At 70.0% G+C, this 13,573-nt stretch carries 11 protein-coding genes; 8 read left to right on the top strand and 3 right to left on the bottom strand.

Annotated features, from left to right (window positions below; all coding sequences use genetic code 11):
* The first annotated feature begins 1 nt into the window (after position 1).
* The 3 genes from secF to AB0M26_RS16900 all read left to right on the top strand — a co-directional run bounded on the left by secF (position 2) and on the right by AB0M26_RS16900 (position 4,419).
* Positions 2-1,120 (top strand): protein translocase subunit SecF, encoded by a 1,119-nt coding sequence (secF, locus tag AB0M26_RS16910; protein WP_365261170.1) that lies wholly within the window; start codon positions 2-4, stop codon positions 1,118-1,120.
* 5 nt (positions 1,121-1,125) lie between these two features.
* Entirely contained in the window at positions 1,126-1,671 is a 546-nt protein-coding gene (locus AB0M26_RS16905; RefSeq protein ID WP_365261331.1) for an adenine phosphoribosyltransferase, read from the top strand.
* 216 nt (positions 1,672-1,887) lie between these two features.
* Positions 1,888-4,419: a bifunctional (p)ppGpp synthetase/guanosine-3',5'-bis(diphosphate) 3'-pyrophosphohydrolase gene (locus AB0M26_RS16900; RefSeq protein WP_365261167.1), complete on the top strand. Its 2,532-nt coding sequence runs from the start codon at positions 1,888-1,890 to the stop codon at positions 4,417-4,419.
* 74 nt (positions 4,420-4,493) lie between these two features.
* Here AB0M26_RS16900 and AB0M26_RS16895 read toward each other — a convergent pair whose 3' ends face one another.
* Positions 4,494-5,723, bottom strand: a complete 1,230-nt coding sequence (locus AB0M26_RS16895; RefSeq protein WP_365261165.1) for a DUF349 domain-containing protein — start codon at positions 5,721-5,723, stop codon at positions 4,494-4,496.
* Between the two features lie 158 nt (positions 5,724-5,881).
* Positions 5,882-6,709 (bottom strand): peptidylprolyl isomerase, encoded by an 828-nt coding sequence (locus AB0M26_RS16890; RefSeq protein WP_365261163.1) that lies wholly within the window; start codon positions 6,707-6,709, stop codon positions 5,882-5,884.
* A gap of 143 nt (positions 6,710-6,852) precedes the next feature.
* On the opposite strand from AB0M26_RS16890, the gene AB0M26_RS16885 reads away from it, so the two are divergent.
* The 4 genes from AB0M26_RS16885 to AB0M26_RS16870 all read left to right on the top strand — a co-directional run bounded on the left by AB0M26_RS16885 (position 6,853) and on the right by AB0M26_RS16870 (position 11,530).
* On the top strand, positions 6,853-7,566 hold the full coding sequence (locus AB0M26_RS16885; protein ID WP_365261160.1) for an MBL fold metallo-hydrolase: 714 nt from the start codon (positions 6,853-6,855) through the stop codon (positions 7,564-7,566).
* An 11-nt stretch (positions 7,567-7,577) separates the two neighbouring features.
* The gene (gene hisS, locus AB0M26_RS16880) at positions 7,578-8,840 is read left to right on the top strand and encodes a histidine--tRNA ligase (RefSeq protein ID WP_365261157.1); all 1,263 of its coding nucleotides are present in this window, start codon (positions 7,578-7,580) and stop codon (positions 8,838-8,840) included.
* Positions 8,841-9,091: 251 nt separating this feature from the next.
* Entirely contained in the window at positions 9,092-9,745 is a 654-nt protein-coding gene (locus AB0M26_RS16875; protein WP_365261154.1) for a vitamin K epoxide reductase family protein, read from the top strand.
* A gap of 285 nt (positions 9,746-10,030) precedes the next feature.
* Positions 10,031-11,530 carry a replication-associated recombination protein A gene (locus AB0M26_RS16870; RefSeq protein WP_365261151.1) on the top strand — a complete coding sequence of 500 codons (1,500 nt, stop codon included), beginning with the start codon at positions 10,031-10,033 and terminating at the stop codon, positions 11,528-11,530.
* Between the two features lie 275 nt (positions 11,531-11,805).
* On the opposite strand, the gene AB0M26_RS16865 is transcribed toward AB0M26_RS16870, so the two are convergent.
* Positions 11,806-12,714: a DUF2470 domain-containing protein gene (locus AB0M26_RS16865; protein WP_365261148.1), complete on the bottom strand. Its 909-nt coding sequence runs from the start codon at positions 12,712-12,714 to the stop codon at positions 11,806-11,808.
* Between the two features lie 55 nt (positions 12,715-12,769).
* On the opposite strand from AB0M26_RS16865, the gene rpsD reads away from it, so the two are divergent.
* Entirely contained in the window at positions 12,770-13,381 is a 612-nt protein-coding gene (gene rpsD / locus AB0M26_RS16860; protein ID WP_365261145.1) for a 30S ribosomal protein S4, read from the top strand.
* Positions 13,382-13,573 lie beyond the last annotated feature (192 nt).

Here is a 13,573-nt window from a genome sequence, read left to right as displayed (position 1 = left end):
GATGTCGCGACTGGGCAATATCGGCGCCAGGCTCTACCGCGGTGAGGTCGGCTACGACTTCGTCGGCAAGCGGATGATCTGGTACGGCCTGTCCGTCCTGATCACCATCACCGCCATCGTCGGGCTCGGGGTCCGCGGCCTGAACATGGGCATCGAGTTCTCCGGCGGCGCGGTCTTCACCACTCCCAGGACCAGCGTCTCGGTGGCCGAGGCGCAGGAGGAGGCCGAGAGCGCGTCCGGGCACCAGGCGATCGTGCAGCAGCTCGGCAAGGACAGCCTCCGCATCCAGATCAGCGAGGTCGAGACCGAGCAGGCCGACAAGATCCGCGAGGAGCTGGCGAAGGACTTCGGCGTCCAGGCGCAGGACATCAACGCCGAGCTGGTCGGCCCGAGTTGGGGCGAGCAGATCGCCAACAAGGCCTGGCTGGGCCTCGGTGTCTTCATGGCGCTGGTGGTGGTCTATCTCGCCATCGCCTTCGAGTGGCGCATGGCGCTGGCCGCTCTCGTCGCCCTGATCCACGACCTCACGATCACCGTTGGCATCTACGCCCTCGTCGGCTTCGAGGTCACCCCGGGCACCGTGATCGGTCTGCTGACCATCCTCGGCTACTCCCTCTACGACACCGTCGTCGTCTTCGACGGTCTGAAGGAAGCCAGCAGAGGCATCACCAAGCAGACCCGCTACACCTACAGCGAGATCGCCAACCGCAGCCTCAACGCGACCCTGGTCCGCTCCATCAACACCACGGTCGTCGCACTGCTGCCCGTCGCGGGCCTGCTGTTCATCGGTGGCGGTGTACTCGGTGGCGGCATGCTGAACGACATCTCGCTGTCGCTGTTCGTCGGCCTGGCCGCCGGTGCGTACTCGTCGATCTTCATCGCCACCCCGCTGGTCGCCGACCTCAAGGAGCGCGAGCCGAAGATGAAGGCCCTGGCCAAGCGTGTGCGGGCCAAGCGCGCCTCCGCCGCCGCCAAGGCGGAGAACGAGCCGGAGGACTCGCCACGGGACGCGGCGCCGGGCGACGGTCTCGACGGCGAGGCGGCCGTGGTCGGCCAGCGCAGCAGTCCGACGCCCCGTAGCGGAGGCCGCCGCGGCCGTCCGTCGGGCAAGCGCCGGTGACCGCCGTGGAGCAGGAGGCGCTGAAGGATCTGCTTCTCGCCCGTATCCGGGACGTGCCGGACTATCCCAAGCCCGGGGTGCTGTTCAAGGACATCACGCCGCTGCTCGCCGACCCGGCGGCCTTCGGGGCCCTCACCGAGGCGCTCGCGGAGCTGTGCGTCCGCAACGGCGCCACGAAGGTCGTGGGCCTGGAGGCGCGCGGGTTCATCCTGGCCGCCCCAGCGGCGCTCCGGGCCGGGCTGGGCTTCGTCCCGGTGCGCAAGGCGGGCAAGCTGCCCGGCGCGACCCTGAGTCAGGCGTACGAGCTGGAGTACGGCACTGCCGAGATCGAGGTGCACGCGGAGGACCTCGTGCCGGGCGACCGGGTCATGGTCATTGACGACGTGCTGGCCACGGGCGGTACGGCCGAGGCCTCGCTCGAGCTGATCCGCCGCGCCGGGGCCGGGATCGCCGGCATCGCAGTCCTGCTGGAGCTGGGCTTCCTCTCCGGCCGCGACCGCGTTCGGCGGGCATTGGGCGGCGCTCCGCTCGAAGCCCTGATCACGGTGTGAGACAGGGCGCACACGGACCGTAGGAGCGCATCGCGGCGCGAAGGGGCGGGCACCCGGGACAACCGGGCGCCCGCCCCTCGGTCGTGCGCCGGTGACGGACTGCCGACTTGCTTCACGCCTCGGGTCGATACCATGGAGATTCTCCGGTCCTGATCGGAGGCCGGACGATCCCTCCTGGCATGCCCTCGCGAGGAGGGGCACACCCGAGGAGTGCTCTTGCCCGACAAGGCTCAGCCGCTGACCGCCGCGCAACCGGAGCAGCCCGCGGCCGAGGCCGCCGCGGCCGGAGACGGGTCTGCCGAGACCGCCTCCGAGGCCCCCAGCACCCCGGCCACGCAGGCTCCCGCCTCAGGCCCGCAGTCGTCCGCAGGCGAGCGTCCGGCCGGTGCCGTCGCCGCAGCCACCGGCTCCTCCGCTGCCGGACGCCCGACGCAGGGCCCGGCAGCCAGATCGGCCTCCTCCAACCGCGTACGCGCCCGTCTGGCCCGCCTCGGTGTGCAGCGCTCCAGCCCGTACAACCCGGTGCTCGAGCCGTTGCTGCGCATCGTCCGGAGCAACGACCCGAAGATCGAGTCGGGGACGCTGCGCCAGATCGAGAAGGCGTACCAGGTCGCCGAGCGCTGGCACCGCGGCCAGAAGCGCAAGAGCGGCGACCCGTACATCACGCACCCCCTCGCCGTGACCACCATCCTCGCCGAGCTCGGGATGGATCCGGCGACGCTGATGGCGGGCCTCCTGCACGACACCGTCGAGGACACCGAGTACGGCCTGGACACCCTGCGCCGCGACTTCGGCGAGCAGGTCGCCCTGCTCGTCGACGGCGTCACCAAGCTGGACAAGGTCAAGTTCGGCGAGGCCGCGCAGGCCGAGACCGTACGCAAGATGGTCGTCGCCATGGCCAAGGACCCGCGCGTCCTGGTCATCAAGCTGGCGGACCGCCTGCACAACATGCGCACCATGCGCTATCTCAAGCGGGAGAAGCAGGAGAAGAAGGCCCGCGAAACCCTGGAGATCTACGCCCCCTTGGCGCACCGGCTGGGCATGAACACCATCAAGTGGGAGCTGGAGGACCTCGCGTTCGCGATCCTCTACCCCAAGATGTACGACGAGATCGTGCGGCTCGTCGCCGAGCGGGCACCCAAGCGCGACGAGTATCTGGCGGTGGTCACCGACCAGGTGCAGAGCGATCTGCGTGCCGCCCGGATCAAGGCGACCGTGACCGGCCGCCCGAAGCACTACTACTCCGTCTACCAGAAGATGATCGTCCGCGGCCGGGACTTCGCGGAGATCTACGACCTGGTCGGCATCCGCGTCCTCGTCGACACCGTCCGCGACTGCTATGCGGCGCTCGGGACCATCCACGCACGGTGGAATCCGGTGCCCGGCCGGTTCAAGGACTACATCGCGATGCCCAAGTTCAACATGTACCAGTCGCTGCACACGACGGTGATAGGGCCCAGCGGCAAGCCCGTTGAACTCCAGATCCGCACCTTCGACATGCACCGCCGCGCCGAGTACGGCATCGCCGCCCACTGGAAGTACAAGCAGGAGGCGGTGGCGGGCGCGTCCAAGGTCCGCAGCGACGCGCCCAAGGGCAAGGCCGGCAAGGACGACGCCATCAACGACATGGCGTGGCTGCGGCAGTTGCTCGACTGGCAGAAGGAGACCGAGGACCCGGGCGAGTTCCTGGAGTCGCTGCGCTTCGACCTCTCCCGCAACGAGGTGTTCGTCTTCACGCCCAAGGGCGACGTCATAGCGCTCCCGGCAGGCGCCACCCCCGTGGACTTCGCGTACGCGGTGCACACCGAGGTCGGCCACCGCACGATAGGAGCACGGGTCAACGGCCGGCTCGTCCCGCTCGAATCGACCCTGGACAACGGCGACTTGGTGGAGGTCTTCACCTCCAAGGCGCCCGGTGCGGGTCCGTCCCGCGACTGGCTGGGCTTCGTCAAGTCCCCGCGCGCCCGCAACAAGATCCGCGCATGGTTCTCCAAGGAGCGCCGTGACGAGGCGATCGAGCAGGGCAAGGACGCCATCGTGCGGGCCATGCGGAAGCAGAACCTGCCGATCCAGCGGATCCTGACCGGCGATTCGCTCGTGACGCTCGCGCACGAGATGCGCTACCCCGACATCTCCGCGCTCTACGCGGCGATCGGTGAGAGCCATGTCTCCGCGCAGAACGTCGTGCAGAAGCTGGTGCAGGCCCTCGGCGGCGAGGAGGCAGCCAATGAGGACATCGCCGAGACCGCGCCGCCGATCCAACGCCGTACCAAGCGCCGGTCCAGCGCGGACCCGGGCGTGGTCGTCAAGGGCGTCGACGACGTATGGGTCAAGCTCGCCCGCTGCTGTACGCCCGTGCCCGGCGACCCCATCATCGGGTTCGTCACTCGCGGCAACGGCGTATCCGTGCACCGCGCCGACTGTGTCAACGTCGATTCGCTGTCCAAGCAGCCCGAGCGCATCCTCGAGGTCGAGTGGGCCCCCACACAGTCCTCGGTCTTCCTGGTCGCCATCCAGGTCGAGGCGCTGGACCGCTCCCGGCTCCTCTCGGACGTCACCCGCGTTCTGTCCGACCAGCACGTCAACATCCTGTCCGCGGCGGTCCAGACCTCCCGCGACCGGGTCGCCACGTCCCGCTTCACCTTCGAGATGGGCGACCCGAAGCACCTCGGCCATGTGCTGAAGGCGGTACGTGGTGTGGAGGGCGTCTACGACGTGTACCGCGTGACCTCGGCCCGCAGGCCGTAACGGATCTGTGGTCCCGATACGAAGCGGCCCCGGCGCTCGGCGCCGGGGCCGCCGGTGTCAGAGGCGGTCAGGGATCAACCACCGAACTCCTGCAGGCCCTTGAGCGCTTGGTCGAGCAGCGCCTGGCGGCCCTCCAGCTCCTGCGAGAGCTTGTCCGCCTTGGCGTTGTTGCCCGCGGCCCGGGCCTGGTCGACCTGCTGGCGCAGCTTGTCGACGGCGGCCTGGAGCTGGCCGGTGAGGCCCTCGGCGCGGGCCCGCGCCTCAGGGTTCGTACGCCGCCACTCGCTCTCCTCGGCGTCCTCCAGGGCACGCTCCACCGTGTGCATCCGGCCCTCGACCTTGGGGCGGGCATCGCGCGGTACGTGGCCGATGGCCTCCCACCGCTCATTGATCGAGCGGAAGGCGGCCCGCGCCGCCTTGAGGTCGGTGACCGGGAGCAGTTTCTCGGCCTCGGCCGCCAGCTCCTCCTTGCGGTCCAGGTTCTCCCGCTGCTCCGCGTCACGCTCGGCGAAGACCTCGCCCCGCGCCTGGAAGAAGATGTCCTGGGCGCCGCGGAAGCGGTTCCACAGGTCGTCCTCCGCTTCGCGCTGCGCACGCCCCGCGGCCTTCCAGTCCTGCATCAGCTCGCGGTACCGCGCCGCGGTCGGGCCCCAGTCGGTGGACCCGGACAGCTCCTCGGCCTCGGCGACGAGCTTCTCCTTGATACGCCGGGACTCCTCGCGCTGCGCGTCCAGCGCCGCGAAGTGCGCCTTGCGGCGCTTGGAGAACGCCGAGCGTGCGTGCGAGAACCGGTGCCAGAGCTCGTCGTCGGTCTTCCGGTCCAGGCGAGGCAGGCTTTTCCAGGTGTCGACCAGTGCGCGCAGCCGCTCTCCGGCGGCCCGCCACTGCTCGCTCGCGGCCAGCTCCTCGGCCTCGGCGACCAGCTCCTCCTTGGCCCTGCGGGCCTCTTCGCTCTGCCGCGCCTTGGCCGCCTTGCGCTGTTCCCGGCGCGAGTCGACCTCGCCGGTGAGCTTGTCGAGGCGCTGCTTGAGCGCGTCCAGGTCACCGACCGCGTGGTGCGCGTCCACCTGCTCACGCAGGTGCTCGATCGCGGTGGTGGCGTCCTTCGTGGACAGATCGGTGGTCCGCACGCGGCGCTCGAGGAGGCCGATCTCGACGACCAGCCCGTCGTACTTGCGCTCGAAGTAGGCGAGTGCTTCCTCGGGAGACCCTGCCTGCCACGATCCGACGACCTTCTCGCCGTCGGCCGTCCGCACGTACACGGTCCCCGCCTCGTCGACGCGTCCCCATGGGTCGCTGGTCACAGCGCCTCCTCCACATGATGCTCGCGCAGGGGTGCAGGCCCACGGGCATCGTCCACAGTTTCGTCACCGCCAACATAGGCGAACCATGGGTCGGCTGTCCGCATCCAGCACGACCGAAATTTGACGTTCGCGCGTGTCAGGACTTGCTCACGCGCCCGTCAGGACTTGCTCACGGTGGCCCTGTCGATCACAACTGTCGCGTTGGGCGCGGTGTTCTGCGCGGCGTCCCGCGGGGTGGCTCCGGCATCGGCGATCTTCTTGAGGACGTCCTCGCCGCCGGTGATGGTACCGAACGGGGTGTAGTCGGGCGGTAGCCGGCTGTCCTGGTAGACGAGGAAGAACTGGCTGCCGCCGCTGTTCCGCCCCTGCCCCGACTGGGCGTTGTACTGGTTCGCCATCGCGACCGTGCCCGCCGGGTAGACCTTGCCCTTGAGCTTCGGGTCTTTGAGGTTCTCGTCCGGGATCGTGTAGCCGGGGCCGCCCTGCCCGGTGCCCTTCGGGTCACCGCACTGCAGCACGTAGATACCACGCGTGGTCAGGCGGTGACATCTGGTGTGGTCGAAGTATCCTTTGCCCGCCAGAAAGTTGAAGGAGTTCACCGTGCGCGGGGCCTTGGCGGCGTCCATCGCGATGTCGATGTCACCGCAGGTCGTCTCCAGCTTCATCGTGTACGCGGCTGACTTGTCGATCGTCAGCGGCGGTTCCTTCTTCCACTGCTGCGTGCCCGGGGAGCCCTTGGCGGGCTCCGCGCAGGGATCCTTGGCGGTGGGGGAGGAGGAGGGGGCGGCGCTGTCGCTCTTCTCGTCCTCGCCGCCGAAGCCGGTCATCGCGTACGCCGCGGCGCCCGCCGCCAGTACGGCCGCAAGGCCCCCCGCGAGCACGACATTGCGCAGCCGTGTCCTGCGCCGCTGCACGGCACGTCGCTGCTGCTGCCGCTGGAACTTCTCCCGGGCGAGCTGCCGCCGCCGCTGGTCCTTCGTTGCCACCGGGTCCTCTCCCTCGCATGCGTCGTACGCCTTGCGGGCGTGATGTGAGTCGTACGGTAATACGGGTTCGCTGTGCGCCGTGCGCCGCCGGTAGGCTCTGAACTGCTCAGATTGCTGATGCCGGACGACACTGAGGAACGATCGTGCTGATTGCCGGGTTCCCTGCCGGAGCCTGGGGGACCAACTGTTACCTGGTCGCCCCCGCCGCAGGTGAGGAGTGCGTGATCATCGACCCGGGCCACGAGGCCACCGAAGGGGTCGAGGAGACGCTGAAGAAGCACCGACTGAAGCCCGTCGCCGTCGTCCTCACCCATGGCCATCTCGACCATGTCGCCTCGGTCGTCCCGGTGTGCGGTGCCCACGACGTCCCTGCCTGGATCCATCCCGAGGACCGCTACATGATGAGCGACCCGGAGAAGGCGCTGGGCCGGTCGATCGGACTGCCGCTGCTGGGGGACCTGACCATCGGCGAGCCCGACGACGTACGGGAGCTGTCGGACGGCTCCGGACTGAAGCTGGCGGGCATGGAGTTCACGGTCGCGCACGCGCCCGGTCATACCAAGGGGTCGGTGACCTTCCGGCTGCCCGAGAGCGCCGACATCCCGCCGGTGTTCTTCTCGGGAGACCTGCTGTTCGCCGGCTCCATCGGACGCACCGACCTGCCCGGCGGCGACCACGCCGAGATCCTCGAGTCGCTGGGTCGCGTGTGCCTGCCGCTCGACGACTCGACCGTGGTGCTGTCCGGCCACGGCCCCCAGACGACCATCGGCCGCGAGCGCGCCACCAACCCGTTCCTGCGGGAGGTGGCGGCCGGCCTCGGAGGCGGCGGAACTGCCGCTCCGCGACGAGGAATGTGACGACTTCTTCCGTGAGCACCTTCAAGGCCCCCAAGGGTACGTACGACCTGATCCCGCCCGTGTCCGAGACGTTCCTCGCCGTACGGGAGGCTCTTGCCGCGCCGCTGCGGCGTGCCGGGTACGGCTATGTGGAGACCCCCGGGTTCGAGAGCGTGGAGCTCTTCGCGCGCGGTGTCGGGGAGTCCACCGACATCGTGACCAAGGAGATGTACACCCTCACCACCAAGGGCGGTGACGAGCTGGCGCTGCGCCCGGAGGGCACCGCGTCCGTACTGCGCGCGGCCCTGGAGGCGAATCTCCACAAAGCGGGCAATCTGCCCGTGAAGCTCTGGTACTCCGGCTCGTACTACCGCTATGAGCGGCCGCAGAAGGGGCGCTACCGCCACTTCTCGCAGGTCGGGGCGGAGGCGATCGGTGCCGAGGACCCGGCGCTGGATGCCGAGTTGATCATCCTGGCGGTCGACGCGTACAGGTCGCTGGGTCTGCGGAACTTCCGGCTGCTCCTCAACTCGCTGGGCGACAAGGACTGCCGGCCGGTCTACCGCGCCGCGCTCCAGGAGTTCCTGCGCGGCCTCGACCTCGATGAGGACACCCGCCGGCGGATCGACATCAACCCGCTGCGCGTGCTCGACGACAAGCGGGAGGCGGTGCAGAAGCAGCTCACCGGCGCGCCGATGATGCGGGACCACCTGTGCGAGGCGTGCAAGGCGTACCACGAGCAGGTGCGCGAGCTGCTGACCGCGGCCGGCGTCGCGTTCGAGGACGACCCCAAGCTGGTGCGCGGACTGGACTACTACACGCGGACCACCTTCGAGTTCGTCCACGACGGGCTCGGCTCGCAGTCCGCGGTGGGCGGCGGCGGCCGGTACGACGGCCTGTCGGAGATGATCGGCGGCCCGGAACTGCCGTCCGTCGGCTGGGCACTGGGTGTGGACCGTACGGTGCTGGCGCTGGAAGCCGAGGGCGTCGAGCTCCAACTTCCCGCATCCACCCAGGTGTTCACGGTCCCGCTGGGCGAGGAGGCGCGGCGCACGCTGTTCGGTGTGATCACCGAGCTGCGGAGGGCCGGGATCGCGGCCGACTTCGCGTTTGGCGGCAAAGGCCTGAAGAACGCGATGAAGTCCGCGAACCGTTCGGGAGCGCGGTACGCGATCGTGGCCGGTGAACGCGATCTCGCGGAGGGCGTGGTGCAGCTCAAGGATCTGCAGAGCGGTGAACAAGCGCCGGTGGCGCTGGGCGAGATCGTCGCGGAGCTGCGGCGGAAGCTGGTCTGAAGCGGCACAACGGGCGGCCCGTCGGAGAGCGGCGGGCCGCCCTTTGCGTTGCCGGGCGCGCGGGGATGACGGGCCATGGGCCTTCCCCGGCGAGCCTGGTGGGTGGATCCTTACGGTGATCGAACGCCTGCCGGGCAACCATGGGCACTCACAGTCACTCGTCCGGTGGGCTACGCCCTGCGGGCGCCCGAACTGCGGCACAATGTGCGTGTCCGGCAGGCGAAATCTTCGGCAGCGACGGAAACGGCGATATGGCGACGACAGTGGTTGACGACCTGTCCACCGAGAGGGACGACCGGGAGCACGGCAGCCGCGATGCCGTCGGCAGCAGCCGGGGTTTCGCCTGGCTGCTGGTTATCACGGGCGCGGCGGGTCTGCTCGCGGCATGGGTCATCACGATCGACAAATTCAAGATCCTCGAAGCGAAGGTCGACGGGAAGACCTTCACGCCGGGCTGCAGCCTCAACCCGATCGTCTCCTGCGGCAACATCATGGAGAGCGACCAGGCCGCCGCCTTCGGATTCCCCAACCCCATGCTGGGTCTGGTCACCTACGGCATGGTGATCGCGATCGGCATGGGACTGGTCGCGGGCGCCCGCCACCGCCGCTGGTTCTGGCTCGGGCTGAACGCGGGCACTCTCTTCGGTGTCGGCTTCTGCAGCTGGCTGCAGTACCAGTCGCTGTACGTCATCGGCTCCCTGTGCCTGTGGTGCTGCCTGGCCTGGGTCGCCACGATCGTGATGTTCTGCTACGTCACGAAGTTCAACATCGAGCGACGCTTCCTCCCTGCGCCGGAGGGACTGCGGAGCGGGCTGATGGAGTTCCACTGGGTCCCGCCCGTGGTCTGGACCGGGATCATCGGCATGATGATCCTGACCCGCTGGTGGGAGTTCTGGACGAGCTGAGCACCGGCGGGGGCACTCCAAAACGACCGCAGCAGCTTCACTCCGATTTCCGCTCCGAGGGCCTGGGACGTCGCCGTCGTTCCCGGCCCTCGGGCGTGCGAGCGCGTCGCTCCGCCCGGTGCCGTCGCGCCTGCTGCCGTCGCGTCCGCTGTCTCCCCGCTGCCGCGCGCCCGCTGTCTCCCTCGCCCGCGGGCGGACGGCGGCCGAAGCCGGGCGGCAGGGGCGCCGGTGGCCGGCCCGGAACCGGGCCGGGCGTTGTCAGTCCGGTGACATACGCTTCCGGACGTGGAGCCCGACCTGTTCACCGCAGCCGAAGAGGACCGTCGCGAGAAGGACCCGGCAGCCAGTCCGCTCGCCGTGCGGATGCGCCCCCGGACCCTCGACGAAGTCGTGGGGCAGCAGCATCTGCTGCGCCCCGGTTCTCCGTTGCGCCGACTCGTCGGCGAGGGGAACGGCGGGCCCGCCGGCCCGTCCTCCGTGATCCTCTGGGGCCCGCCGGGCACGGGGAAGACGACCCTGGCGTATGTCGTCAGCAAGGCCACCAACAAGCGCTTCGTGGAGCTGTCGGCGATCACCGCGGGTGTGAAGGAGGTGCGCTCCGTCATCGACGGCGCCCGCCGGGCGTCGGGCGGATACGGCAAGGAGACCGTGCTCTTCCTCGACGAGATCCACCGCTTCAGCAAGGCCCAGCAGGACTCCCTGCTGCCCGCCGTGGAGAACCGCTGGGTCACCCTCATCGCGGCGACCACCGAGAACCCGTACTTCTCGGTCATCTCCCCGCTGCTCTCCCGCTCGTTGCTGCTGACGCTGGAGCCGCTCACCGACGAGGACCTGCGCGGTCTCGTCCACCGGGCTCTGGAGGAGGAGCGCGGGCTCGGTGGAGCGGTCCGGCTTCCGCAGGACGCCGAGGCCCATCTGCTGCGGATCGCGGGCGGGGACGCCCGCCGGGCCCTCACCGCCCTTGAGGCGGGCGCCGGTTCGGCCCTTGCGAAGAGTGAGGAGGAGGTCACCCTTCAGTCGCTGGAGGAGGCCGTCGACCGCGCCGCCGCGACGTACGACCGCGACGGTGATCAGCACTACGACGTCGCGAGCGCTCTGATCAAGTCCATTCGCGGCTCGGACGTCGATGCGGCCCTGCACTACCTCGCCCGGATGATTGACGCGGGGGAGGACCCGCGGTTCATCGCGCGGCGGCTGATGATCTCGGCCAGTGAGGACATCGGCATGGCCGATCCGACCGCGCTGCAGACCGCCGTGGCGGCGGCCCAAGCAGTGGCCATGATCGGGTTTCCGGAGGCGGCGCTCACGCTGAGCCATGCCACGATCGCCCTCGCTCTGGCGCCGAAGTCCAACGCCGCGACGGTCGCCATCGGCGCCGCGCTCGCCGACGTTCGGGCCGGAGTGGCCGGGCCCGTGCCCCCGCATCTGCGGGACGGCCACTACAAGGGCGCCAAGAAGCTCGGCCACGCCCAGGGCTACGTGTATCCGCACGATGTGCCGGGCGCCATCGCGGCCCAGCAGTACGCCCCGGACGCCCTCCACGGCAAGCGCTACTACGAGCCGACGCGCTACGGGGCGGAGGCACGCTACGCCGACGTCGTGGACCGCGTGCGGGCACGCCTGCGTGGTGAGGCGCCCCCGCGCCAGGCGGACGGCCCGCCTGCGGCCGGGGCGAAGGGGAGCGGCAGCAAGAGCGCGGCGCAGGGGGACGGCAGCGCGACCACGGCCGGGAAGGACGGCGGCAGTGGGGGCGCCCCGGACGGGACCCCGTCGGCGTCCGACTGACCGTCCCCGCACGGCATTTGACCCGCACTCGGCAGGGACCGTCCGGGATCTGTCCGAACCCCCGGCCAGCGGCTGACCGGGAGCGCGGACGCAGGAACCGCGTGCTGACCGGGAGCGCGGACGCAGGACCCGCGTGCTGTGGACGTGGCGACGGGGTCACGGAGCTCCGAACCGCCGCGGTTTACCCCCCGGAGCAACGTCGAGCGGCGCCCGGACCGCGCTCCAAGACCATCGCCGCGGTCGGACCTCCGCACCGGGGCTGCCCGGCTCACTCGCTACTCGCTCCCGAGCGCCTCCTCGAAGAGCCGGTGCATCGCACGTCGCAGCTCGGCGATGTCCCCCACCGGCTCGGGGAAGTCGAAGCGGGCGTCGAAGGGACGGTCGTCGGCGCCGCCGAACCGGACGCGGAGCCCGAACCGGTCGAGTGCCACCGGCACGGCCCGCTGCCGCACCCCGCAGCCCCCGGCCGAGCGCTCGCCCAGCAGTGAGCACAGCCCGCGCACCTGCTCGCTGTGGGCGGCGGCGAGATGCTGCAGCAGCTCCGCCTCGTGGCACACGAGCGGATCCGCGGCCGCCGCGGCGAACTCCTCGGGCTCCACGGACTCCGCGCCCCACAGATCGTCGACTGCCGCCTCGCCGATCTCCAGACGCAGCAGCATCCAGGCGGGACGGCCGTGTTCACCGGGCCCCGGATTCTCCCGAAAGGACTCACCGATCCCCAGGATCCGGCCCACCGGGTGGTGTTCGGCGAGCAGGATCGCGGCGTCCGCGCGGTCCTCGTTCCGGACGGGAGTGAGCCAGCCGCCGACCCATCCGCGACCCCGGATACGATGGGGTACGGCGACCGGTGCGACGTCGGTGATCTCAATCACAGCCGTCAGATCGTCGTCCTGTGCGTGGGCCGCGGCGCGAGCCGCGGGGGAGTCCCCAGGCACCAGCAGCAGCACGTCCCCGTCCGGTGTGACGGCGCGTGCCGCGGGCGCTGCGGCGCCCAGTTCGTCGAGGTCCGCACCCGGAATGCACAGGGCGGCCGAGGCGTTCGACTCCACGAGGGTTCGTACACGCTCGGCGGCCGTCGGTTGCCGGGTCTCGTCCAAGGGGCGCGGCTGACCCGGCCTTGCGCTGTCCGTCGTCGATTCCGCGGCGCGGCCGGTGCTGGGCAGGGGGCTCCCAGGTCGAAACATGCGTTCTCCTCCGCTAAGGTAAGCCTCACCTAACTTACACGGAGGTTCGTTCCACGTGAACCAGTCGCGTCCCAAGGTCAAGAAGTCGAGGGCGCTCGGCATCGCCCTGACGCCGAAGGCGGTCAAGTACTTCGAGGCCCGTCCCTACCCGCCCGGCGAGCATGGCCGCGGTCGCAAGCAGAACAGCGACTACAAGGTCCGTCTGCTGGAGAAGCAGCGTCTGCGCGCTCAGTACGACATCAGCGAGCGGCAGATGGTCCGTGCCTATGACCGCGCTCGGAAGGTCACCGGCAAGACGGGCGAGGCACTCATCGTCGAGCTGGAGCGCCGTCTGGACGCGCTCGTCCTGCGTTCGGGCATCGCCCGCACGATCTACCAGGCCCGCCAGATGGTCGTCCACGGTCACATCGAGGTCAACGGCCGTAAGGTCGACAAGCCCTCGTTCCGCGTGAGCCCGGACGACGTCGTGATGGTCCGCGAGCGCAGCCGGGAGAAGCACCCCTTCCAGGTTGCCCGCGAAGGTGGCTACGCCCCCGACGGCGAGACCCCGCGTTACCTGCAGGTCAACCTCAAGGCGCTCGCGTTCCGCCTCGACCGGGAGCCGAACCGCAAGGAGGTCCCGGTGATCTGCGACGAGCAGCTCGTCGTCGAGTACTACGCCCGCTGATCCTGGCGTAGACACTCACCGAGGCGCTCGGAGCGCACGAGCGCGTGTCCCGTCGACACACCATGCGCGCGTCCCGTCGACACACCGTCGCCTCGTGCGCCTCGCACCATCGCCTTGTGTGCCCTCGCGCCATCCCCTTGTGCGCCCGCACACCGGCGCCCGCCCGCGGACACCGGCTCGTACGGGTGTCCG

Source organism: Streptomyces sp. NPDC051776 (assembly GCF_040681345.1).
In the GTDB taxonomy this organism is placed as follows: Bacteria; Actinomycetota; Actinomycetes; order Streptomycetales; family Streptomycetaceae; genus Streptomyces.
Note: the sequence above shows the minus strand (reverse complement) of the source record. Positions and strands in the feature narration are given on the sequence as shown.